Genomic DNA, 22,471 nt, shown 5'->3' with positions numbered 1-22,471 from the left:
TTACGTACCTCACTGACAAAATATCCTAATGATTACATAACTAGACTGCTCATAACATAGTCATGATTTTTTTTATAATTGAGCAACAGTATCAACATTGTCCATACAGACAAAGCATTTTGAAATTCATATATTAGTAGCACAAGTTAGCCATTGGCTATTTGTAATGTAGTTAAGTGTTTTAAAATACGCTATATAAGAAATAAGCTATTTAACAGCAATACTGTACTAGCAATAAGAATCATAAATAATAATTTGAATATTAAAGCGTGATGCAACCTGTTGATTTAACTTTTAAATAACAGCTACTGTAAAAGACGCAATAACTAAAACAAGGAAAATAGCAATGAATGAACATACTCTAAAAGGCGAGTGGAACCAAGTAAAAGGCTCAGCAAAGCAGAAATGGGCTGACCTTACTGATGACGATTTATTACATGTTGAAGGTAGCCGTGATAAGCTCGTTGGTAAAGTACAAGAGCGTTATGGTCATAGTAAAGATGACGCTGAGCGTGAAGTAGATGCATGGCGTACTGAAAATAAATACTAGTAAATAGTGATGCTTGTAACAAGAGTTAAGATAAAATGTTTATAGGCAGATTATTTAAACGAAAACCGCATTAGAAACTAATGCGGTTTTTTTATGCTCAGTGTATCAGCAAATGCTTATCAGGGACAAAACTCAAACCTCAGATACGATAAAACCGCATAGCAATTAATTGTTATGCGGTTTTATTGTTAACTATCCTTGTTACCCACCACAGCTCTAATCACTGCATCCTTGCAAGATATTGAGCATATTGTGACAGTTGGGCATCCTGCCCTTTTTACTACTAGTGGCATTATCTGCCTGCAACACGGGTTATGTGTCCTTAATCCAATTGCTATTATCATCCTGATGCTAGCCGTTGAAATATTATCCTTAATACGGTCAACTCAATCCTTGAGTCACATTCCCTTATGCCGTGTGTGTATAGTGTCAAATTATTGAGCTACTGTTAAGTCGCGTAAACGTCATTGCGTGTAAGCATATGCTTACATCAGTTTAAATCCAGAAGGTTAATAGGCTTAACCTTCTGATATTAATAGCTTTTAATATAAATATCTATTTTTAAGCTAGAAAAAACTAATACAGACCACTTAAGTATTAGCGATATTCGCTGTTCTAAGCAACACCTTAGTCACTCAAAGTATCGAATGCTTACGCAATTATTTGCAAAATTTACAACTTCTTAACACCAACGACACGTATTAATGAGCTTTAAGTCTTACTATGTGTATGTAAGAAAACATTTCAAGAATAACGGTAATTAAGAACAAACATCCATAGCTTATAAGCATATCTTGCGTATTATTCATGATTGTTAGCGTTATTCTGCATTATATATTGACAAAATTTTGCAACTGTATATAAGCACTTTTTAAGTCAACTTATATCTTAGGAGATTCCATCATGAAAACGTTAAAACCTTTCTCATTTAAAACTGTCCTTTCTGCCTCACTTGCATTTTCACTCGTCGGCGTTACTGCTGGCTGCGCTGTCGCCGGTCCAGGTTATGACAATTATCCGATATACAATGACAATAGCGGTTATAACCACGCTGAAAACAACCGTGCCATTCAGCAGCTGCGTCAGGATTTACGCCGTAAAGGTTATAACGTGATGGACATCAGAACAGAGAGCTACCGCGGTAACCGTGTGCTGACGGTTCTTGCTAAGAAAAATAATCAAGCGTATGAACTAAAATATAGCTCACCAGATCTCAGGCTGATCAGCTCGACCAAAAAACCTTGGTCTAATGTCTGGGATGATAAAAACGACTATAAAGATAATGGCAAATACAAAGATAAACATTATAAAAATGAAGATAGCATCAAAAACGAATCACGTTATCCAGCGATTAAACGCCGTGCTATCAATAAAGTTGAGGGTATGGGTTATCGAGTCAAAGATATCGAGTTTGAACAAAAGAACAATCGTGGCGTGTTTGAGATTGAAGCCAAACGTGGCTCACAAGAGTATGAGATTACACTTGGCTATCCAAACTTGAATGTAATCAAGATTAAAAAAGATTAATGTTAAAGCCATAGCATCCGAATAACATTTATTCGTTCTATTATTTATCAAATTTTGGCATCATTTAGTATTTGATGTCCGCGGTCAAATAAGCCAGCCCTTGGTTTATTTGACCATTTTTTATCTCTTTTTCTTGTTTATCGTATACTATCTATTTATCATCGTTTCATACGCAATTTTCATATCATTACTGAGATCATCTTATGAACATTAATTCTTTACTAAAAACCACAGCAGCGGGCAGTATGGCAGCAGTGCTATTAACGATAACCACAGGTTGTGTTACGACACCTGGATATAACCCTTATGGCGACCTTTATGAAGATATTTATAAAGACAGTAGCGTCTATAAGAAACATAAGGAAACTATCAATAACGTTGATAAAGATATTTACCGTCCTGCTATCGAGCAAAGAGCAGCAAATAAAGTCCGTAGCATGGGTTACCGTGTTGAAGACGTTAAATACAAAAAAGGCGACAACAAAATAAAAGTAAAAGCATACCGCGGTGGTGAAGATTATAAAATCGAGCTTGGCTATCCCGGCTATAATGTCTTAAAAATAAAAGAAGACTAATAGTCTGTTTTAAGAAGCATTGAAAACTGCGATCAAAAATCTAAGACTTCAATCACATCATAAGCAGGTGTTTCATAAGGATGCGCCTGCTTTAATGCGATAATGACATCACCAATATTAACCTTCGCAACCACCATCTCTACCCGCCATTCATTGACTTTCTCTAAACTGTCCTGTGTACCAATATGTGGCGTGCTACCTACCAGTGGCATGAATTGCCCTATCCCCTGCACTTGCCAACAACATTGCTCATAATCGCCAATTTTGCCAGCACCTGCTGCAAATAGCGCTGACTTTACCTGCTCTAATACTGAGTCTGGTACAAAAAAGGTGAGTTTATACATGTTCTAGCCCCATTAAATAGCAACCTTATTAAATTAATCGCCTCATCAAATACTTGAAAATTAAGTTAAAACTATAAAAAATTTTCTAATTTTTTGACAAAGAAGGGTGATCAGTCCATATATAACGCAGCAACCACTCTTTTGCGTCGCCAGCATAATCAATGCCAATACGGGGGCGTAATGATACTAGTGGCTGACAACCATCATCCTCCACCCAAACTTTTGACGCAGGCGTGATTGGCTTACCGTATAACGTTCTATCTATCTGTAAGCCCTTGGTCAGCTTGCCAGGACCTGCCAGCTGTTTGATATGATTAAGTTGTCTATTAACGTCTAATAATTGCTCATTCATTAAGCGAGCGCTACCCTCTATTAAAAATCCAGCACGTATTAAAACAGCTTCTGGCGACTCTGTTGGTCCACTGACCAAATTGAGCATATGATGAATACCATAAGTCAGGTATACATAAAAAACACCGCCTATATGGTACATAATCTCTGTACGCGGCGTACGTGTGCCTGCATGCGCATGACACGCAGCATCCCCCTCGCCAATATAGGCTTCTGTCTCTGAGATACGCATACGCAAGATTTTTTGTTGACCATCGCTGTCTGTCAGCTCTCGACACAACACCTTGCCAATTAAGTCGGCAGCCACCACGCAAGTGGGACGGGCAAACCAAGATGGCTTCACAACACTCGATACAACTTGAGACGCTAACATCAGTCATAACCTTTTTATAAGGGTTTGTATTTACACTCTATTATCACAGCAGCATAAATTTAACATAAAAAGCCATCAAAGGCTGTCTGATAGCGACCACCATTACTTATTGCAACTGATGTTATACAGACAGTTAACTCAATATGGTAGTAATCTTGATCCCAGATATACCACACTAAAAAACATAATTAAATTAAAAGGATAGAACAATGAGTAACTCTAATAGCCAAGGCAATAAGCAGCAAAATGGTAGTGATAAAGCAGAAGACAAAAAAAATGATGTAAAAGACAACAACACTGCCAATGACACTAAAGATCAGAATACTGATAAAGGTTCTGACAGTAAGAATTCAAATAATAGCTCAGACAACAAAGACAACAAAGACAACAAAGACAACAAAGACAACAAAGACAACAAAGACAACAAAGACAACAAAGACAACAAAGCATCAGATAAAGACGATAGTAAAGATAGTAAGTCTTCAGATAAAAATGCTAAAAGTAAGGGCGATAAAGACTCTTCTTTAGCTGATACTGCTACTACAAAGGCAAAAGAAGTGGTCGGTACATTAGCAGATAAAGCGGCAGATGCCATGGAGTTTGCTGCTAAGAAAATCAAAGACGCTCGCAAAGACAGCTAATAAATTTAAGTGCAAAAAACTGAGCCATGGCTCAGTTTTTTATGTTTTAACGGTTTTAATTTTCTACATTTAGCTCAGTGGTACACCGATACGGCTTGCCACTTCTTCATAAGCTTCGATGACATCACCTAATGACTGACGGAAACGGTCTTTATCGAGCTTCTTCTTGGTGGCTTTATCCCAAATGCGGCAGCCATCTGGTGAGAACTCATCACCTAAGACGATACGGTCATGAAATACACCAAACTCTAGTTTGAAATCTACTAGTATCAAATCACCAGCATCAAACAGCGCTGTCAAAACTTCATTTACTTGATGACTCAGCTCTTTCATTTTAACAAGCTGTGCGTCATTTGCCCAGCCAAGAGAAATTGAGATTGACTCATTAACCATCGGATCGCCAAGCGCATCATCTTTATAGAATAGCTCGTAAGTCGGTGGCGTCAAAGCCTGACCTTCTTCCAACCCTAAACGACGTACCAAACTGCCCGCAGCAAAGTTACGCACAACGCATTCAACCGGAATCATATCCAAACGCTTGACCAACACTTCATCATCAGACAATTGCTTTTCAAAATGCGTCTCGATACCAGCGTCAGCAAGCTTTTGCATAATAAACGCGTTAAAGCGATTATTAACCACCCCTTTGCGTGCAAGCTGTTCAATACGCTTACCATCAAGCGCTGAGGTGTCATCACGGAAATGTAAAATCAGTAGGTCGTTGTCTTCTGTTTCATAAACAGATTTGGCTTTGCCTTTATAGAGCAGTTCTTGCTTTTGCATTAGGAGGTTTCCTGTTCGTTCAAGCTTATGTGGTAAAAACGCGCAGCGACCGCTGATAACTTATAAAACCAATAAGATACATTGGTATTGATAAAAGCATCAGCGGCATAGATAAGGTTAAAAAAGACTTTATTCAGTACGACTCGCAACAGCGCGTTGCGGTTTTGGTAGCTGGTACTGTTTACCAGACTCGTTCTGTAATGTAAGCGTATTGGCGCCTGCATTAGGGGTTGGGTAAAGCGGTACAAAGGGTGCAGTCTCTTGAGCAGCTGGCAGCTGTAGCGGCGCCAACTTTTTACTTTGCTGATACTCTAGGCTACCATTGTCACGCTTACCAATAAATTCTTTTGTCGCTTGGCAGCCGCTTAATACTAACGTACTACCCAACACGACCGTCATTACAGCAGGGAATATTTTTGCAGTCATTGATGATACTTTCATCATATTATCTCTCTGAGTTAGCATTTACACGCATCATTTTATAATAAGTTTGCACGAACCAAAGCACTATCAATCGTCGCGTGATGTTGCTCGGCTAGCCATACCAGCGGCAGGCGAATACCTTGATCTATCATACCCATTTTGTGCAAAGCGTACTTGGCTGGAATAGGGCTTGATTCGATAAACAAGTCACGATGTAAATGTTTAACGATATCATGTACTTGATTGGCGGTATCGAAATCACCGCGCAAGGCTGCTGTAAAGGTTTCACTCATTGCTTTTGGTGCGACGTTGGCAGTCACAGAGATATTCCCTTTACCACCAAATTTCATCAGCTCAAGGGCACTACCATCATCACCAGACAAGACAACAAGACGATTGCCAACTGCTTTTATTAATTGTTCACCGCGAGCAACAGAACCTGTCGCGTCTTTGATAGCAACGATATTATCGATATCCGCTAAACGCTCGACTGTTTCTTGCGCGATATCAACGACGGTGCGTCCAGGGACGTTATACAGCATTTGCGGGATATTAACAGCTTCAGCAATGGCTTTGTAATGTTGATATAAGCCTTCTTGTGGCGGCTTATTATAATAAGGGGCGACCAATAATGCACAATCTGCACCAGCATCTGCGGCATCTTGGGTCAGCTTAATGGCTTCCACCGTATTGTTCGCACCAGTACCTGCAATCACCGGCACACGACCTTTAACATGCTGTACAAAATAGCGAATGACATCGCTGTGCTCTTGCATTGACAAGGTTGCAGATTCGCCAGTCGTACCAACAGCGACAAGGCAATGTGTGCCTTGTTCAATCTGCCAATCTATGAGGTCTGCCAGACGTTTATAATCGACCGTGCCGTCACGAAGCATGGGCGTTATCAAAGCTACCATTGAGCCTTGTAGTCGGGTTTTAATATCGTCGTATGCTGTGCTCATAACTGTGCCTTACTCTCGTATCCTAGCTTTGACTAAAGCTATCACATGATAGGTCGTTTGCAAGTACCAATGCATATTTTGAAGTATTCATTGTCAAATAGCTGCATGGATACTATAAATAATATGCATGCTCATAAACATCATTGGTAAGATCTTGCTCGAGGTTAATACTGAATGTTTGTATGTCTTATACCGTCCTTGACGCCATTTTATCTGACATTAATAGGATGATTATCTCGCTATAAAAACGCCTGCTAGTGTAGCATATTTTGGATTGACCGCTATTAATCAATTAATGCCAAAGCAAGCCATTCTGAAAATAATTGCCCAGTTGCTTCAATCTCATTGCGCCATTAATAGACAGTGAGATTGAGGACGTTTAGTTTTAAACCAAACCGTCAGTTTAGCGTAATTGCCAAGGGTCGATAAAATCTTTTTAAGCCTTTTAACCAATCGTCAACACATCGTTGGCTAGCCGATACAAGCAAACAAACGCTTATGTCCTTTTGTGCCACAAGTAATAGCAATATCTTTAACTACTCTATCCGTAATCCGATAATACCGGGGATACCTTGACGCATAACTTCGATCGTCACCACTCCCTTTTTAGGCAATACCGACACCGCACTCGAAACATCATTAACGGTTTTAATCGGTTTTTGATGTAGGTTGGTAATGATATCGCCTGCTAATATACCTGAGCGTGCTGCCAATCCAGTTGGTTCAATCGCTGTGACCAAGACACCAGTTTTATTATCAGACGCCAGCTCTGCTTGTTCCTCTGGGGTCAAATTACGTAAGGCTAAGCCCAGACTTATCTCGTTATTTTGCTGACCACGACTTTGTGATTGCATGTCATTTGAGGCATCACTCAGCTTGCCAGTGACAAGCGATTGCTTACCATTACGCTGGATTTGCATGCGAAAGCCATCATTGGGACGCGCGCGATTGATCAGGTTCAATAAATCAGAGGCTTCCATAATTTGGACATCATTGTAGCGTAAAATAATATCCCCTGATTTTAGTCCTGCTTTTTGGGCAGGTGAATCAGGCGACACGCGTGTCAGTAACGCCCCTTGCGGACGCGCTAGGTTATAAGCTTCAGCGAGATTGCGATCGATATCTTGCGGATAAATACCTAAATAAGCACGCTCAACCTTGCCATTGGTTTTGAGCTGCTCATAAACATCCATTGCCGCATCAATCGGGATGGAGAACGACAATCCCATATAACCACCGGTGCCACTAAAAATACGTGAGTTAATGCCAATCACTTCACCGCGCTGGTTAAATAAAGGTCCGCCTGAGTTACCAGGATTCAATGCCACATCGGTTTGAATAAATGGCACACTGGTTTCACGCGAAAAGTTGCGCGATTTGGCGCTGACAATACCTGCTGATGCTGAATAATCGAAACCAAATGGCGAACCAATGGCCAGTACTGGTTCACCGACTTTTAGGCTATTAGAATCACCAATCGGTAGCGCTGGGAATTTTTTGCCTGTGACCTTTAATACTGCCACATCCGAGCGCTCATCGCTGCCAACTAAGGTCGCATCCAGCTCAGTTCTGTCATTGAGAGTCACTGTAATTTTGTCTGCGCCCGCCACTACATGGTGATTGGTCAGCATATAACCATCATCGGTCACAAAAAACCCCGTGCCATATGCATGCTCAATCGCTGGCGTCACGGCTTGATCAGGGATACGTAGGCGATCACCAAAGAATTTCCGTAATAGCTCAGCCGTTTGGGCTTTTGCAAGCTCAGCCTCACTCACAGTTTTGGTCACATTGACGCGTGCCACCGCTGGCGTGACTTGCTGTACCAATCCTGAAAAATCCGCTGTGGTGACAGCAGCTTGCGCACTTGGCATAGTGTTGAGATTAATACCAACAACCATGGTAGTAGCGACAGCGATTGCCAAGGTGTTGCGTTGAAGCAAGCGCTGCATGGTAGCTATGGTGATTTTCGATTTAGATATGTCGATTGGCATCTTATCCCTCATCCAAGTGATTTTTATAATTTTTGTGAGTGGCTATGCTATTAACTTATAGCACGGCTTGGCATTTTAATTCATGATTAATAAAGAGTACTTTTATCTTAGTTTATAGAGTATTTTTGCTGACTGCAGCTTAGTTTGTCATCTATCTCAATACGGTAAGTTAACTTGAATATGCTAATTGCACTATACGCTAAACCATACACCGCAAACTCAGAATCATCTGAATACGATTATTTCTTGCGACGTCACTTAAGGACTTCATCGAGCTATCATGCTAGCTATTAGAACCACTGACCAACCATAGCTAATGAACAACATCGTTGCAGCACTCAGTCGCTAGTTCATAACTAAAATGACTTATGCTGTCTGTCTTTTTAAGAGTCTTGTAACGCTTTGGGTGACAGTGAGCACTCAGTTATATAAAATAAAATCATGTTATGATAACCAGTAAAACACATTTAAAAAAACAAAAGTTAGCGCTGAAACTTATTAATGCTTCATTGTTTAAATTGGCTATTATTTTACCGTATCTTCTCTCTTTTGCACTTCTGGCTATTAGATCTTATATTCTAAAGCTCCGCGACTTTATCTAGAAGCGTATTCATCTTTGCTATTATTCTGTGTTTGCTACTATATAGTATACATGACTCTTGCTGTGACTCTTGCGGTAACCGTCGATAGCGATTTTTGATAGCGACTTTTAATAATGATGTGAGTGAATCATGAACTAAAAAACCGTCTATGCTAAATGCTATAGCCTCGAATCGCTCTACAGCATGACTATATTATAAAAGGATTAATTTATGGATACCGCCCTATTGTTATCTGGCGTGGTTGGGATTGGCATTGCCGCCCAATGGTTGGCTTGGTATTTAAAGCAACCGTCCATTTTGTTTTTATTACTGATTGGTATTATAGTTGGTCCAGTATTAGGGGTTTTCGATCCTGACTTAGTACTCGGCGAACTGATGTTTCCCTTTATCTCACTAGGCGTAGCGATTATCTTATTTGAAGGATCGCTGACCTTAGAGTTTGAAGAGATTAAACAACACGGCTCTGTAGTACAGATGCTGGTTTCCGTCGGTGTGCTAATCACTATCGCTATCGTGTCGCTGTCGACGTACTTGCTCTTTGATATCGACCCTATTATTGCCTTATTGTTTGGCGCATTGGTCTGCGTGACTGGTCCAACGGTCATCATGCCGTTACTGCGCAGTGTACGACCCAATAAAACCATCTCCAATATCTTAAAGTGGGAAGGTATCATTATCGACCCTATCGGCGCGATTGCGGTGGTATTGGTTTATGAATATATTATCTCAGGTGGTGAAGCCAGTAGTATTTTGCTGTTTGCTAAGATTGTGGTATTGGCAGTAGCAATGGGGCTAGCTGGCGCGTGGGCATTAGCATTTTTGATGCGTCGCCATATGATTCCTGAATTTTTACGCAATGTTTTTACCCTTGCTTTTGTACTGGTGTTGTTTTCAATCTCCAACCATCTGGAACATGAATCCGGTTTATTGACGGTGACTGTACTTGGGGTTGCGCTGGCTAATTGGCCAAAATTCCCACGTGATACGATTTTAGAGTTCAATGAATCGCTCACCATCTTATTGGTGTCGGTCTTATTCATTATTCTTGCAGCGCGTGTTGAGCTGGAAAGCTTATTGAGTGTCGGCTTTGCAGGTCTCGTGCTACTAGCGATTGTGATGTTTGTCGCCCGCCCCTTATCGGTTTGGGTGTCGTCTATCGGCTCTAACCTAAAAACCAAAGAGAAGCTGATGATCAGCTGGATTGGTCCGCGCGGTATCGTTGCTGCTGCTATCTCATCACTCTTTGCCATTCGTCTACAAGAGTATGATATTCAAGGGGTTGAGCTACTAGTGCCTTTGGTGTTTTTGGTCATTATTGGTACGGTGATGATTCAGGGTTTGGGCGCAAAAATGGTAGGGAACTTTTTGGGGGTCCGTGAGCCTGAAACCAACGGTATCTTGGTCGTTGGCTCAAACCCTGTCGCCTTGTTGGTCGCTACCTCGCTAAAGGATCAGGGCTTTGATGTCATCGTTGCTCATAATAACTATACCAACATCGCTAGCGCGCGCATGAGTGGCTTGCGTACTTACTTTGGCAATCCTGTCTCTGACCACGCTGACCATCATTTGGATCTCATCGGTATCGGACGTTTATTTGCTATGAGTATGGATAAAGAGCTGAATACTTTATCCGAGATTCACTATCGTCATGAGTTCGGTGAGCGCAAACTGTACCGCTTAAAGTTTAGCGATGAAAAAGTCAAAAATGAGCGCGATGACAAGCAAGGAAACTTCCATTCGCAGTGGCTATTTGGCAAAGATGTGACCTATACCAAGCTTGCCAGTATGCTGTCTAAGAAAGCCCGTATCAAAATCACCAATATCACCGACAGCTATAGCTTTGAGCAATATAAAGCCGATAATAAGCAATTTGTGCCGCTTTATACGGTCGATAAAGAAGGCAAGCTACATGTAATTACTGACAAATTCGATGGTACGGTGCCGCGTGATCGCAAGCTTGTTTCATTGGTCGTCGATGATGACGTACAGCCAAAACCGGTCGATGTGACGCCGCAACAACAGCAAGCGCGCGCTGCAGCTGACGCAAGCTTTGAGTCCGACTCTAAAGCGCCTGAAAAACGCCAAGAAATAGAGCTGGCGGACGATGATAGTGATGTAGAGGAAGCATCTTTGATAGATAACGACAAAGACGCTGAACAAAATCTACCTAATGATGTGTCAACTGATGCTAGCTTAGCGTCTAATCCATCTTCAACCATGCCAACAGCATTAAATGATGAAGCAGCTAACAAAAAAATAGCAACATCTGAATCTGCCAGTACTAGTCAGGTCAATCCCGAAGTATTGCCTGCGAATCCCAATACGCCAGTAATACCGAAAACAGCCAGCAGTAATAAAAACAGTGGTAACGGTAATGGCAGTGCGCCTAAAAATAAAAACGGCTCTCTAGACCCCAACCGTTTACCGGACTCAGGCCAAGATAAAGCAGCCAAGAGTAATACTGCTGAAGTTATATTAAGTAAAGATATAGGTAAAAATGATTGATATAATGGTCATATAGATAAAACCTAAACAAACAACGCTTAAATAGTGTTTATTAAATGCCTATCAATGAACAAAGCCCCAACTAGTTAGTTGGGGCTTTTTATTGGAACAAGCTTATTTCTTTATGAAAATGTGTATTAAATATCCAACTTCTCTTCGATCGTCTGCCATATTCGTGCGCTGACCTCATTAGCGCTGCCTGAGGCATCAATACGCTGGATACGTTCAGGCTGCTCGCTAGCAAGGACACTAAAACCTTGATGTACTCTGGTAAAAAATGCCGTCGCTTGCTGTTCAAAGCGGTCAGCGGCACTGCGTTTATTAGCACGTGCCATGCCTTCTAATACTGGTAGATCTAGCCACAGTGTAAGCTCGGGTAATTGCACCACAAACTGCTCGATAAGCATGTCAATTTTGGCACGGACAATCGCATCGCCATCTGCACGTCCAAAGCCTTGATAAGCAACCGTCGAGTCGGTAAAGCGGTCACATATTACCCATGTACCACGTTGCAGCGCTGGCAAAATGACTTGCTGCATATGATCACAGCGCGCAGCAAACATGAGTAGCAACTCTGTATCATCATTGATAGCGGTATTCGGGTCTAACAATATCTCGCGCAAGCGTTCAGCAAACGGACTACCACCCGGCTCGCGGGTGCGCAGATAATCAATGCCATGCGCTTGCAGACGCGCACATAGTTGCTCAATCGCCGTGGTTTTACCAACGCCTTCAGTGCCCTCAAAACTAATAAAACGCCCTTGAGTGGGCGTAGTGGTGGTTTGAGAAAACGGCGATTGTATGGATGCTGACATGATATGACCTTATGTCATTGTTGAGCGTTATCATTACTTTTATTTTATAACGATAATGCTCAATAAATGATGGTTTTTTAAAGCAATATAAATAATAACATAAAATAGTGTTACTGCGGCGGCGTTTGAGCTTTCTTCTCACGCATGACACCGAGATACTCTTTAACTGCTTGATTGTGCTCAGCTAGGCTATTGGTAAATTTATGCCCGCCATTGCCTGTCGCCACAAAATATAGCGCTGCGCTATCGGCAGGATGTAAGGTTGCTTCGATAGAAGCCGCTGACGGCAGTGCAATGGGTGTCGGCGGCAAACCATCGATTTGATAGGTGTTATAACCCGTTTTTTCATCGATGTCTTTACGGCGAATATTGCCTTCATAGCGGCTGCCCATACCATAGATAATGGTAGGATCCGTCTGCATACGCATGCTTTTGTTCAAGCGATTATTAAAGACGGCTGAGACCAAAGGACGCTCTGCTGCCACACTGGTTTCTTTTTCGATAATAGACGCCATTACCAGTGCCTCATAAGGAGTCTGATAAGGGAGGTTTGGCGCACGGTTTTCCCATGCCTTGGTCAGCGCTTGCTGTTGGCGTTTGTACAAGTCGGTCAATACCTTCTTATCGGTAGTGCCTTCCCCATAATAATAAGTATCAGGAGCAAACCAGCCCTCAAGATTGTGATTGACGATAGGATCATTACTATTGGCAACTGCATCCGGCAATATGCCAACCAAATCTAACGCTTCTGCGATGCTAGCATTCGTACTGTTAGCGGTCAGCACTTCTTTTTTGATGCCTTTGTTATCACGTAGCGCCTGATACAAATCTTTTGAGGTTTTGCCCTCGATAATTTGTACTTTAACCATCGCCGCTTTTACCCCTTGCCCAAGCACGTGTAGCGCTTCAGCAACGGTAGGGTTTTCCGGTAATTGGTAAATACCTGCGTGCAATGGACCATCGACTTGCGTTTTCATATAAAGCTTGGCAATCGTGGCAGAAAATAGCGGAATTTCCTGTTGCCACTGCGGTAGCAACCCGTAATAGGTCTGACCCTTTTCAATCGTCACCATTTGCTGCGGCTGTTCAATCCGACCAAATAAGGTCTGATAAACCATGACTAAGAAAAATGCCGCAATTAACCCAAGTACCAACAACACTTGATAACCGCGCTGCATAAAGAATGACGGGTTGTCGGCTTTATAATGGCGTGGTTTATTATCGCCGCTGATGAGCGAGACATCTGTAGGCGGAACTTCCTCTACACCTGTCTCATCGACTGGCTTTGAATTCAAAGGTGCCCCGTCGACACGTTCATCAACAGTGCCTTTTTGGTCATTCGACAGCGTATCATTAGGACGTTCAGGAGGCGTTTCAGGGGTTGGCGTGCTCATGGTCACTCGCGAGGCAGAAGTTTGCTAGAATTTAGCATTGAACCGCTTATTTTTCAATGGGATTTGCTTAGCTTATCCATTAACTTAGCGTTTAAGCTCATTTATATGGCTTAATACTCATATCGCTTATCTATCACTTCAAATCTTTCCTTTAATAAGAAAACGGGCTATTAATAAGAAAACGGGCTATGAACCTAAATTTTAAACAAAGTCTTGCCAAAAAATATGAATCTGAACCTCAAAAAATTCGTGTGCTCAGCGAAGATTGGGTCGCTAAGCAAAGTTATTGTCCTAATTGTAATGCCGAACCATTGGCTGCATTTACGAACGGCAAACCTGTCGCTGACTTTTATTGTGCAAACTGTGATGAGCAATACGAATTAAAAAGTAAGAAGGCTAAATTAAGTAACATTATTAATGATGGTACTTATGACACTATGATTGAACGTATCAATAGCGATAATAATCCCAGCTTTTTCTTTTTGACCTATTCTCAAGCATTGAGCGTCAACAACTTCTTAATCATTCCCAAGCATTTTTTTAAACCCGATATGATCATAAAACGTAAGCCATTATCAGTCACTGCCAAACGTGCGGGCTGGGTTGGCTGTAATATTGACTTGCGTAAAGTGCCCGAATCAGGAAAAGTATTTTTAGTCAAAGACCAGCAGCTCATACCACGAGATAATGTCACTGAGCAATTTCAAAAAACTTTATTTTTACGTACACAATCTATCGACTCACGCGGCTGGACACTAGATATACTGCAATGTATTGATAAGCTAGAGGCTAATTTCTCTCTCAATCAGGTTTATGCGTTTGCCGACTTATTAAAACTCAAATATCCTGAAAACAACCACATTAAAGATAAAATCCGTCAGCAATTACAAGTACTACGCGATAGAGGCATTATTGAGTTTTTGGGTCGTGGTCATTATCAAAAATTATATTAAACGCTTTTCGTTATAACGCTCAGCTCTAAGCTGCCCTTTTTAAATATGATTAAATCGCTTAAAAACCCACTACCTCACCCGACAGTAACGTCAGACTGGTCATTGGCATAATACCGCGTAGCGCATTGCAAAAGAACAGCTGGCTTACATGGGGTAAATCCTCATCTTGTAACGACCTGATGATAACGGGATTTTCGGTAGTCGATAACTCATCGATAAGTACTTGCCGCATCACGCCAGCGACGCCCGATTGTGCCATTGATGACGTATACCATTGACCTTGGGTTAAATAATTTGCGTTGCCTTTAACAGCCTTGTTTTTATCAGCACTATCTTTATCATCATTAGCCGTATTTATCATCTCTGAAGATGGCGACTCTACCAGTCGGCAATCAGATAATTGATAAAACATATTGCTCATCGTGCCTTCAACCCAGCACCCTGTCATATCACGTAGCAAGCCCTCACCGATATCTTGCGATCCATTAGAGTTTAATGAACGAGCTTTGATAGCCTGCAACTCCGCACTCGCCAACACATTATCAAGACGATTTAGACTTTTTAGTCCAGCAAGAGACGGCGGCAGACAAGCGATTTGCGAAGATAAACAAACAGCAGTGCTCATAGGCTGCATCGGAACAAAAATACCATCAGCTAACGGCAATTGCGCAGTAGTGCTAATCTTCATCGCTAAGGATTTTAGCCAAATCTCACATGTGCTACCGCACTCACTTGGCGTATAGCCATAACCACGGATGTCTTGCGCGGCGCGTGTGATAATAAGCTTTAACATCCCCTGGTGTAGCTGCTGGGCATGCATTTGCAAGATAGATAATAAAGAGCAGTGGTCTAAATCAAGCTGCAAGGCAGTCGCATGAGAGATGAGACGCTGATGATGATACTCCGCCCACAGTATCTGCCCATTGATAACGCCCATGGTGGTAAAAAAACCATCGGCGTATGCTAATCCGCGATTGTCTAATGAAGCGGTACTGGCTGTGGTCTGCTTGTCTAATGCAGATAAACAGACCCAGCTATTTGATGGCTGCATGGCTTACTGATTTTTTTGGCTAGCAGACTTATTGATGACCAGCATACAGCTATAGAACTCACATTTTGCCAGCTCTACTTTTTGCCCACCGATGACTTTATTTTTGATAATTTGACCGTTTAGCATATCAGCCACCAGCTTACCGCCCTCATCACCCATTAATTGACGAGCAAGTTGGTAGGATTTTTTGGCATGACCTTGACTCAGCTCTTTTTCTTTATCCGAGTCGGTAGGATTGGCAAAATACCAACCAAGCTCGAGATATTTTTCAGAATCGATAAGATCTAAATAAGGTGCTTCGGTATTCATAAAGCGGTATTTGGACGCAGGATTACTGGCATAATCCAAGCTATTTTCATCGGTGCTTACCACTTTACCAAGTGTTGATTTGATATCGTCTAGTTGATCGACACGAAGCGGCTCAACTTTCTTAGGACCCCATGACGCGACATCATATTTGACTGGGGTGCCCTCTTGCGCAGTAGCACCATCTAAATCAGCATGTGGCGCAGGGTCTTTTGGTTTTGGTGTATCGGAGACGGTCTGCTTATCAGCACTTACTTCCTCTGTTGATACTTTGCTGCTTTTATTGTTATCACAGGCGCTTAACGACACGCCAACTGCCATTATCGTACTGACCATAAGGGTCTGTAGGGTGTTATTCCACATGGGCAACTTACTCACACTTTAAGATAGTTCTGAAAATGGTATTAACAAGCAGCTAGGTATGCCGCTGATAATGAATAGTGTCTGTTATTGAAATCTTGCTATCACTGAATTTTATACATACACTTTTTCTATTTAAATACTCTATAAATCACATTAAAAAAGCACAGGGAAAAATAATATGGTTACTTTTTCATGCTCTCTAGTTTACCCAACTGCTTAGCGCTTGACCACCCTTTACCTTACGGATAACACTCGCAGAGAGTACAGATTTGTTAAGACACTAACGTCATAAAAATTTACCCCGACTCAGCTAGTTATATCCATAGCTTCAGGTTTGTCAAACGGCGCGTTATCCCTTATGATAAGTACGCTTTGATACCCTTACTCTATCTCCCTTACTTATGCCCTGTACTGCCAGTGGAGCCTTTATGACCCAGCACTTTATTGTTATTGGTAATCCGATTGCCCACAGCAAGTCTCCTGAAATCCATACGTTATTTGGTACGCAAGCAGGGCTTGATATCTGTTATCAACGACAATATTGTCCAGATGATGCGGCAAGTTTTACGGCAGTGGTAGAAGCGTTTTTTCACGGTGGCGGCGTGGGCGCTAATGTAACTGTGCCTTTTAAACAAGTCGCATATGAATGCTGTGCAGCACGAGGCGGCTTATCTGAACATGCCAAAGTGGCTGGCGCGGTCAATACTTTATTGTTAGATAAAGCACTATTGGCAAAAGGTGTATCACCCGTAGAGGCGTTATTTGGTGACAATACTGATGGTCAAGGATTGGTCAATCATATGCAGCGCTTAGGCTGGCCATTGAATGGTGCACGCGTGGCAATCATTGGCGCAGGCGGTGCAGCGCGCGGCGTGGTATTGCCGCTGATAGAGGCTGGTATTGAAACGCTGAGTATCGCCAATCGTACAGTGAGTAAGGCAGAAATTTTAGTCGATGAACTTAGCACCGCAAGCGAAAAGATAAATCAACATAGCATTCAGACCTATGCGACGGCTGACTTAAGTGGCGACTTTGATATCATTGTCAATGCCACATCCATCGGACTATCAGGTGAAGCCTTGCCATTAGCCGATACGCTAAACTGCCAATATGCTTACGATATGATGTATGGACGTGAGCTGCCATTTTTACAACATTTTTCTATCCGTGGTGCTCAGACATCAGATGGTTACGGCATGCTGATCGGGCAAGCGGCGTTAAGTTTTGAGCGTTGGACAGGATGCGCTATTGATGTTGCGCAAGCGACTACCGCATTGGAAAACGTATCAACATAATAAACGGTGCACGAGTGCAGCTACCATCTATCTAAATGACAAAAACGATCTACGTTTTTATACTAGCCAAATCGTGTTAGCAGCCATCTTTCTATACGGCGCAGCGGTACACGCAAATTCGTTGAATGCATGACAACCCCGCCGCCAAGACCAACCATACAGCCAAGTAGTGTATCCAACAAGCGTGTGTGCGTGACCTCTTGATAGACCGCTGACGTAAGTGGCAACCCACTGCCATATTCTGCAATGAATATCGTCAGTGGTGTGATAAATACAACGGCTAGTCCATAATGACGATCTACCAAGGATTCAATACAAAGCATCATAACCAATATTGAAGTAGCGATACCCCATATCGACAGCCCCCAAGATAGCATCCAACTCGCCAGACCCGCGCCTACCAATGTCCCTAGTAAACGATGTAGTTGCTTAATCCACATCGTCCGTAAGTGGATACCCTGAATGATCAGAAAACAGCTAACTGCTGCCCAGTACGGATTAGACATATTTAGCATTAAGGGAATCAAGAGCGCTAAACTGACAAAACCCGCGACAATAATGCTTTCACTAATAGTATCAGGCTCATAGCTATAAGTTGGTGTCGGCGTATCAGGATGCGTCGCTAATAAAAATAGTGAATACAGCAGCCCCATGATTAAGGCAAAGCCACTGCCCAGCATCACAAGCCCAGTGGCTGACATGATTTTCTCTAATGGCAGTGGTATAAATAATGCTAGCGCCCCAGCCATCATTACAAACAAGCCAGCTGGCGGCGGCTGGCGATAATAACGTCCAAACATAACCACACCAAAGGCTATCAGCATAAACACTGGCAGCCTAAGAATAGGCACTTGCTGTGCTGCCAAGCCGAATGCAAAGCATAACGACATGGCAAAGCCCCATGCCATTAAAGTCACTAAACGATAAGGCAGCTTGCCTATTAAAGGTAAATTCAAGATGACCATTGCCCCCAAAGACGCTTTGATACCTGATGGCAAAGCCTCAAAGTAAGCGCCCACAAATACGGGGAAACTGATGGTAATGGCAGCGATAATGGGCATATGCCATGGTCTCTTGCTTTGATTGACGGTGAGCAAATGAGCAAGCTCACCATCTATCAAAAACTTCAGGCGAGTCAATAATAGTGTCAGCCAAGACACCCGCTTTGCCTTGGACTTTGGTGCGCTCATACAAGGCCTTCCTTATATCGTAAATGCATTAGAATAATGGGCTTACTGTTCGCCTTGAACATACGGTTATTCTTATTATAGATAATGGCTTAGCAAAATATGAGGTTAAAAAGCTCATTGACACAATAATAACTTAATGTTTTAATTATACTAATTAACTATGAATATTAGTTATTAGTTATATATTTGTCGCTATATAAGATTTATACTGCATCAATGCGTAACGACTGTTTTTTATCAAGGATAACTTAACAGTTTCCAAAATAGACAAGCTAGCCTTAACATATCCACCCATTGACTCAAGATATTCTCTGTTTTTATTCCAAATAATTAAAATCGTTTCCATAAACTCTGGCTTAAAAACTAAGTCAACCGTCTATGATAGCGAACAACTAAAGAGAACGACTATGTTAACTTACAAAGCACCTTTACGTGATATCAAGTTTTTAATTAATGATGTATTTGACTACCAAACGCATTATAAAGATTTGGATAATGGCGAAAATGCAGATCCTGAAACCGTTGATATGATTCTTCAAGGAATGGCAGATTTTGCCGAAAATGTTTTAGCACCTTTATACCAGCCAGCGGATGCTGAAGGCTGTCATTTTGAGAATGGTGTGGTCACAACGCCTAAAGGCTTTAAAGAAGCATATCAGCAGTTTGTCGATGGTGGCTGGCAAGGTATTTCGTACCCTGAAGAGTACGGTGGTATGAACTTACCGACTTCATTGAACCTTATCAAAGCTGAGATGATCGGTACAGCTAACTGGCCATGGGCAATGTATCCTGGTCTATCAACCGGCTGTATCAATACCATTATGCAGTACGGTACGGATGAGCAAAAAGAGACGTATCTACATAAATTGGTCGAAGGCTCTTGGGCAGGCACCATGTGTCTGACTGAGCCACAGTGCGGTACAGACTTGGGTCAAGTAAAATCAAAAGCTATTCCGCAAGAGGACGGCAGCTATAAGCTTAGCGGTACTAAGATTTTCATCTCAAGTGGTGAGCATGACTTAACTGAAAACATTATCCATATCGTTTTAGCACGCCTACCGGATGCGCCAGAAGGCACGCGCGGTATTTCATTGTTTATCGTACCGAAATTTTTGCCAAATACTGAAGGCGAAATTGGCGAGCGTAATGGCGTCTCTTGTGGTTCTATTGAACACAAAATGGGCATCAGCTCATCAGCGACTTGTGTCCTAAACTTTGATGATGCGGTTGGTTACTTGATTGGTGAGCCGAACAAAGGTCTAAAAGCCATGTTCACCTTTATGAACACTGCCCGTATCGGTACTGGTATCCAAGGTCTGGCGCACACTGAATTGTCATTCCAAAACGCCCTACCATATGCCAAAGATCGTCGCTCAATGCGCACTTTATCAGGTATAAAAGATCCTGAAAAAGTTGCTGATGCAATCATTCATCATGCTGACGTACGTCGTATGTTACTTACCCAAAAAGCCTTTGCTGAAGGCGGTCGCTCGATGATTTATCATTCAGCACGCTATGCAGATAAAATGGTTCAAGGCATCATCAATGGCGATGATGAAGAGTTTGAAAAATGGGATGATAAACTTGGCTTCTATACGCCAATCCTAAAAGGCTTCTTAACTGAGCTTGGTATTGAAGCAGCCAAACACGGTCAGCAAGTATATGGCGGTCACGGTTATATCAAAGAATGGGGTATGGAGCTTATCGCTCGTGATGCTCGTATCGCGACTATGTACGAAGGTACGACTGGTATCCAAGCATTAGATCTACTAGGTCGTAAAGTGATCTTGCAGTCTAAAGGTAAAATCATTCGCGATTACACTTCAAGCATCATGAAATGGTGTGGCGAGTATGCCTTAGACAAAGACATGCGCAAGTTTGTTTGGGCATTGACCAAGCTGTGTGCTGAGTGGAACACTCTGACTGTACGCTTGATGCTGATGGCACGTAAAGACCGTGAAATCATCTCAGCAGCATCTGATGATTTCTTAATGTACTCAGGTTATGTGATGATGGGCTACCACTGGGCACGTATGGCAGCGGTTGCTTATGACAAGCTTGAAAATGGCGGTACAGAATCACCAGAGTTCTACAAAGCCAAAATCCAAACGGCAGAATTCTATTTTGATAAGCTGTTACCACGTACTTCAGGTCACGCCGAAGGCATGGTTGCACCAAGCAGCAGCATGACAGCAATGGACATTGATAACTTTGCTTTCTTAGACTAGGATTGATTAAAAGCTAGCCTAAGACTGTTATAAATAAAAAAGCGCTTAGTTGAATAACTAGGCGCTTTTTTTATACTGTATTAGCAAGTAACTAATAAATTCAGTTACGCATTTAACATTTTCTTATGATACACCGCGCTAATCTCTTCAACCTCTACGCATACTTGTAACGATGCGCGTCCTGATTGCTCAGCGCTCAGAGTTTGCTCTATAGTAGTCATCAATTGCTCAGCAAGCTGATTACGGATACTTATATCACGACCGCTCATGATTTTTAGATGTGCATAAATAAAGCCATTAACTTGCTCATCATCTTCAACGCCCACTAAAAACGTTTCGACAGGAATGATGCGTGCTTTAATATCTGTTGCTTTACCAAAGTGTCCACTGTCCCACAAGATTTTATTCAACGCTTTGAGGAATGATTCTTCGTGAGCAATACTGACATTGGGTGTCACTTGAATGGTTAAATGCGGCATGATTATATCCTTATACAATACGGGTAAAAAACGAAAAGTGAATAGCTTCGCAAAGCTAATGTATCTGACAATCAGCTGTTTTCAATCATCGGTAATAGAGGCAAAGCGAGCCGTAAGTGTCGTCGCTAATTGTGCTGGCGGCAGTTCAATCTCTAGACCACGGCGACCACCACTGATGTAGATAGTCGAATGTGTTTGCGCTGACTCATCTATAACAGTTGGCAATCGTTTTTTTTGTCCCAATGGACTGACACCGCCTAATACGTAGCCGGTACTACGCTCGACCTGTTTGGGATCTGCCATTTGGACTTTTTTGCAGGCCAGCATTTTATTAACAGATAGCGCCTTAGCCATTTTTTTAAAGTTTAAGGTTTTATCCACTGGCAAGATAGCAACAGCGAGCACATCTGTATCGGTCAATACGACCAAGGTTTTAAAAACCTGTGTCACGTCAACACTCAGCTTTTCGGCCGCTTCTAACCCAAAAGAGGCAGCGTTACTGTCATGAGTATACTCGTGTAATCGATAATCAAGACCACGTTGTTTGGCGAGATTGATAGCTGGCGTCATAATATTCTCACTGAATTAAGTGACGTTAATGAGTAAGCAGAAATACAAGATAGTATATCTTGTTCAAAACTATTTTTACCCTAAATACTTTACTTTTCAAATCATTGAATAGCTTACGCAGCGCGTATCTTACTGCACAGTAACCAGAGCTTATTAATATTGGTAGTATCTACAGACACTATATATCGCTTTGATGG

General features: G+C 42.0%; 21 protein-coding genes. 8 read left to right on the top strand and 13 right to left on the bottom strand.

Going from position 1 to position 22,471, the window contains the following annotated elements; all coding sequences use genetic code 11:
• Positions 1–346 precede the first annotated feature (346 nt).
• From PSYCG_RS00840 to PSYCG_RS00830, 3 genes are all read left to right on the top strand, one after another.
• Positions 347–550 carry a CsbD family protein gene (locus tag PSYCG_RS00840; protein WP_011512540.1) on the top strand — a complete coding sequence of 68 codons (204 nt, stop codon included), beginning with the start codon at positions 347–349 and terminating at the stop codon, positions 548–550.
• 903 nt (positions 551–1,453) lie between these two features.
• The gene (locus PSYCG_RS00835) at positions 1,454–2,077 is read left to right on the top strand and encodes a hypothetical protein (RefSeq protein WP_020442538.1); all 624 of its coding nucleotides are present in this window, start codon (positions 1,454–1,456) and stop codon (positions 2,075–2,077) included.
• A gap of 203 nt (positions 2,078–2,280) precedes the next feature.
• A complete protein-coding gene (locus PSYCG_RS00830; RefSeq protein ID WP_011512538.1) occupies positions 2,281–2,652 on the top strand; it encodes a hypothetical protein in 372 nt (123 codons plus the stop codon).
• 32 nt (positions 2,653–2,684) lie between these two features.
• On the opposite strand, the gene PSYCG_RS00825 is transcribed toward PSYCG_RS00830, so the two are convergent.
• Both PSYCG_RS00825 and PSYCG_RS00820 read right to left on the bottom strand, forming a co-directional pair.
• Positions 2,685–2,996 (bottom strand): NIF3 1, encoded by a 312-nt coding sequence (locus PSYCG_RS00825; RefSeq protein WP_011512537.1) that lies wholly within the window; start codon positions 2,994–2,996, stop codon positions 2,685–2,687.
• Positions 2,997–3,081: 85 nt separating this feature from the next.
• The gene (locus PSYCG_RS00820) at positions 3,082–3,720 is read right to left on the bottom strand and encodes a DNA-3-methyladenine glycosylase (protein ID WP_020442537.1); all 639 of its coding nucleotides are present in this window, start codon (positions 3,718–3,720) and stop codon (positions 3,082–3,084) included.
• Between the two features lie 209 nt (positions 3,721–3,929).
• Between PSYCG_RS00820 and PSYCG_RS13385 the strand changes: the two genes are divergently transcribed.
• Positions 3,930–4,361 carry a hypothetical protein gene (locus PSYCG_RS13385; protein WP_020442536.1) on the top strand — a complete coding sequence of 144 codons (432 nt, stop codon included), beginning with the start codon at positions 3,930–3,932 and terminating at the stop codon, positions 4,359–4,361.
• 69 nt (positions 4,362–4,430) lie between these two features.
• Here the strand turns inward: PSYCG_RS13385 and purC are convergent, their stop codons facing one another.
• The 4 genes from purC to PSYCG_RS00795 form a co-directional block, all read right to left on the bottom strand.
• Positions 4,431–5,144 carry a phosphoribosylaminoimidazolesuccinocarboxamide synthase gene (purC, locus tag PSYCG_RS00810; RefSeq protein WP_011512534.1) on the bottom strand — a complete coding sequence of 238 codons (714 nt, stop codon included), beginning with the start codon at positions 5,142–5,144 and terminating at the stop codon, positions 4,431–4,433.
• Between the two features lie 129 nt (positions 5,145–5,273).
• A complete protein-coding gene (locus tag PSYCG_RS00805) occupies positions 5,274–5,609 on the bottom strand; it encodes a hypothetical protein (protein WP_020442535.1) in 336 nt (111 codons plus the stop codon).
• A 14-nt stretch (positions 5,610–5,623) separates the two neighbouring features.
• Positions 5,624–6,529: a 4-hydroxy-tetrahydrodipicolinate synthase gene (dapA, locus tag PSYCG_RS00800; protein WP_020442534.1), complete on the bottom strand. Its 906-nt coding sequence runs from the start codon at positions 6,527–6,529 to the stop codon at positions 5,624–5,626.
• Between the two features lie 536 nt (positions 6,530–7,065).
• Positions 7,066–8,523, bottom strand: coding sequence for a Do family serine endopeptidase (locus PSYCG_RS00795; protein WP_020442533.1), 1,458 nt, complete (start codon positions 8,521–8,523; stop codon positions 7,066–7,068).
• 812 nt (positions 8,524–9,335) lie between these two features.
• Here PSYCG_RS00795 and PSYCG_RS00790 point away from each other — a divergent pair.
• Complete coding sequence (locus PSYCG_RS00790; RefSeq protein WP_020442532.1) at positions 9,336–11,630, top strand: cation:proton antiporter; 2,295 nt, start codon at positions 9,336–9,338, stop codon at positions 11,628–11,630.
• A 137-nt stretch (positions 11,631–11,767) separates the two neighbouring features.
• On the opposite strand, the gene tmk is transcribed toward PSYCG_RS00790, so the two are convergent.
• Both tmk and mltG read right to left on the bottom strand, forming a co-directional pair.
• The gene (gene tmk / locus PSYCG_RS00785; RefSeq protein ID WP_020442531.1) at positions 11,768–12,445 is read right to left on the bottom strand and encodes a dTMP kinase; all 678 of its coding nucleotides are present in this window, start codon (positions 12,443–12,445) and stop codon (positions 11,768–11,770) included.
• Between the two features lie 110 nt (positions 12,446–12,555).
• Positions 12,556–13,839, bottom strand: coding sequence for an endolytic transglycosylase MltG (gene mltG, locus PSYCG_RS00780; protein ID WP_020442530.1), 1,284 nt, complete (start codon positions 13,837–13,839; stop codon positions 12,556–12,558).
• Positions 13,840–14,027: 188 nt separating this feature from the next.
• Between mltG and PSYCG_RS00775 the strand changes: the two genes are divergently transcribed.
• Positions 14,028–14,792: a DpnI domain-containing protein gene (locus PSYCG_RS00775; protein WP_020442529.1), complete on the top strand. Its 765-nt coding sequence runs from the start codon at positions 14,028–14,030 to the stop codon at positions 14,790–14,792.
• Positions 14,793–14,850: 58 nt separating this feature from the next.
• Here the strand turns inward: PSYCG_RS00775 and PSYCG_RS00770 are convergent, their stop codons facing one another.
• Both PSYCG_RS00770 and PSYCG_RS00765 read right to left on the bottom strand, forming a co-directional pair.
• Positions 14,851–15,843 (bottom strand): aminotransferase class IV, encoded by a 993-nt coding sequence (locus PSYCG_RS00770; protein ID WP_020442528.1) that lies wholly within the window; start codon positions 15,841–15,843, stop codon positions 14,851–14,853.
• Between the two features lie 3 nt (positions 15,844–15,846).
• Entirely contained in the window at positions 15,847–16,512 is a 666-nt protein-coding gene (locus PSYCG_RS00765) for a hypothetical protein (protein WP_041772191.1), read from the bottom strand.
• 428 nt (positions 16,513–16,940) lie between these two features.
• Between PSYCG_RS00765 and aroE the strand changes: the two genes are divergently transcribed.
• Positions 16,941–17,807 (top strand): shikimate dehydrogenase, encoded by an 867-nt coding sequence (gene aroE, locus PSYCG_RS00760; RefSeq protein WP_020442526.1) that lies wholly within the window; start codon positions 16,941–16,943, stop codon positions 17,805–17,807.
• A gap of 62 nt (positions 17,808–17,869) precedes the next feature.
• Here the strand turns inward: aroE and PSYCG_RS00755 are convergent, their stop codons facing one another.
• On the bottom strand, positions 17,870–18,997 hold the full coding sequence (locus tag PSYCG_RS00755) for an FUSC family protein (RefSeq protein WP_020442525.1): 1,128 nt from the start codon (positions 18,995–18,997) through the stop codon (positions 17,870–17,872).
• Positions 18,998–19,404: 407 nt separating this feature from the next.
• Here PSYCG_RS00755 and PSYCG_RS00750 point away from each other — a divergent pair, with 407 nt between their 5' ends.
• Positions 19,405–21,225 carry an acyl-CoA dehydrogenase C-terminal domain-containing protein gene (locus tag PSYCG_RS00750; protein ID WP_020442524.1) on the top strand — a complete coding sequence of 607 codons (1,821 nt, stop codon included), beginning with the start codon at positions 19,405–19,407 and terminating at the stop codon, positions 21,223–21,225.
• A gap of 104 nt (positions 21,226–21,329) precedes the next feature.
• Here the strand turns inward: PSYCG_RS00750 and PSYCG_RS00745 are convergent, their stop codons facing one another.
• Positions 21,330–21,704, bottom strand: a complete 375-nt coding sequence (locus tag PSYCG_RS00745) for a 5-carboxymethyl-2-hydroxymuconate Delta-isomerase (RefSeq protein ID WP_020442523.1) — start codon at positions 21,702–21,704, stop codon at positions 21,330–21,332.
• 81 nt (positions 21,705–21,785) lie between these two features.
• Positions 21,786–22,274 (bottom strand): Cys-tRNA(Pro) deacylase, encoded by a 489-nt coding sequence (gene ybaK, locus PSYCG_RS00740; RefSeq protein ID WP_020442522.1) that lies wholly within the window; start codon positions 22,272–22,274, stop codon positions 21,786–21,788.
• Between the last annotated feature and the right edge of the window lie 197 nt (positions 22,275–22,471).

It is taken from the genome of Psychrobacter sp. G, assembly GCF_000418305.1.
GTDB classification, from domain to species: Bacteria; Pseudomonadota; Gammaproteobacteria; order Pseudomonadales; family Moraxellaceae; genus Psychrobacter; species Psychrobacter cryohalolentis.
The sequence above is the reverse complement of the archived record's forward strand: the minus strand, read 5'-3'. Positions and strand labels throughout refer to the sequence as shown.